Source organism: Mesorhizobium sp. M7A.F.Ca.CA.002.05.1.1 (assembly GCF_003998335.1).
In the GTDB taxonomy this organism is placed as follows: domain Bacteria; phylum Pseudomonadota; class Alphaproteobacteria; order Rhizobiales; family Rhizobiaceae; genus Mesorhizobium.
Window position 1 is genome coordinate 1 of the sequence record NZ_RZQI01001088.1, and the last position, 1,772, is coordinate 1,772.

Sequence of the window (1,772 nt, forward strand, 5' to 3'; positions counted from 1 at the left end):
GAACTCGAAGACCTCACCGTGACGATCGAGCCGGCCCAGTTCGGCCTTGTCGACTGGCTTTACCGCAATGGCGATGTCGTTTCGCGAAGCGACAATGATGACGGCAGCGCCACCATCTCGCTCAAGGCCACGCAAAGCGCCCGCGAAGAGATCGAAAGCAGATTGCGTCGTAAAAACAACGGGTAATCCGGAGCAATTCCAGGAAAAAGTGTATAGCGGTTTTCCGTCCGGAATTGCCCGAAAGAGAGATTACTTCGCGGTCTTTGCTTCCTGCCAGAGCGCTTCCATCTCGGCCAGATCAGCCTTTTCCAGCGTGCTGCCGGATTTTTCCAGAGCTTGTTCGACATAGTGGAAGCGCGAGCGGAATTTTTCGTTGGTGCCGCTCAGCGCTGCTTCGGAATCGAGCTTGAGATGACGGCCGAGATTGACGACGGCAAACAGCATGTCGCCGAGCTCGTCCTTGATCGAGGCGGTGTCGCCCTTTGCCAGCGCCTCGCGCAATTCGCCGATCTCTTCCTCGATCTTGTCGAGGATGGGCGCCGCCTCGCTCCAGTCGAAACCGACGCGGGCGGCCTTCTCCTGAAGTTTCAGCGCCCGGGTCAGTGCGGGCAGGGCGACCGGCACGCTGTCCAGAAACCCCTTGCCGTTGTCTTCGGGATCGAGACCACGCGCGAGGCGGGCGCTTCGTTTCTCCGCCTTCTCTTCGGCCTTGATCTCTTCCCACATGCCCTTGGCCATGCCGGCGTTGCGGGCTTTCTCGTCGCCGAAGACATGCGGATGGCGGCGGATCATCTTCGTCGTGATGGCTTGCACCACATCCGGGAAGGCGAATTCACCGGCCTCCTCGGCCATCTGCGCGTGATAGACAACCTGCAGCAGAAGGTCGCCGAGCTCGTCGCGCAGATCGTCAAGGGCGCCGCGCGCGATGGCGTCCGCCACCTCATAGGCTTCCTCAATCGTGTAGGGGGCGATGGTCGAGAAATCCTGTTCGATGTCCCAGGGACAGCCGGTCTTCGGCGCCCGTAGCGCCGCCATGATCTCGATCAGGCGCGAAATGTCTTTCGATGGCGTCATCTAGAGCTATTCCAGGAAAAGTGTGAAACGGTTTTCTGTCCGGAATTGCGTCAAAACAGTCTATCGGATGCTATCCCGCGACCGGCCGCGCGGCTAACGCTGTCAGCCGGCGCGGAAGCCTTGTCCACAGACAAGCCGCGTCAATCAAGAACCGAAACGATCGCCTTGGCGAGTTCGTCCATGCCGTCCTCGGGCAGGCCGGCGACATTGATGCGGCTGTCGCCGACCATGTAGACGCCGTGCTCGGCACGCAGTCGCTCGACCTGCGCTTCCGTGAGCCCAAGGCGGGAGAACATGCCGCGATGGCTGGCGACGAAATCGAAACGGTCGGAATTCGACTGCCGGCGCAGCGCCTCGGCGAACTGCACGCGTAGCCTGAGCATGCGCAGCCGCATCTCTTCAAGTTCGGCTTCCCAGTCGGCGCGCAAGGCGGCATCTTCGAGCACGATGCGCACGGCCGCCGCACCGTGGTCCGGCGGCATCGAATACATGGCGCGCGCCGCCGACAGCATCTGGCTCATCGCCACATCCGCCTGTGCGCCGTCCCTGGCCAGGATCATCGCCGCGCCGACGCGGTCGCGGTAGACAGCAAAATTCTTCGAGCAGCTCGAGGCGACGACCATTTCCGGAATTTTTGCCGCCAGCAGGCGCAAGCCGAGGGCATCGGCCTCGAGGCCATCGCCAAAGCCCTGATAGGC

At 61.9% G+C, this 1,772-nt stretch carries 2 protein-coding genes and 1 pseudogene; 1 reads left to right on the top strand and 2 read right to left on the bottom strand.

Going from position 1 to position 1,772, the window contains the following annotated elements:
• Positions 1-186 (top strand): annotated as a pseudogene (locus EN939_RS32760) (GTPase HflX); the annotation flags it as partial.
• Between the two features lie 63 nt (positions 187-249).
• Here the strand turns inward: EN939_RS32760 and mazG are convergent.
• Positions 250-1,074: a nucleoside triphosphate pyrophosphohydrolase gene (gene mazG, locus EN939_RS32765; protein ID WP_127271649.1), complete on the bottom strand. Its 825-nt coding sequence runs from the start codon at positions 1,072-1,074 to the stop codon at positions 250-252.
• Positions 1,075-1,214: 140 nt separating this feature from the next.
• Positions 1,215-1,772 (bottom strand): aminotransferase class I/II-fold pyridoxal phosphate-dependent enzyme (locus tag EN939_RS32770; RefSeq protein WP_127271650.1); only part of this gene is annotated, 558 nt, incomplete at its 5' end.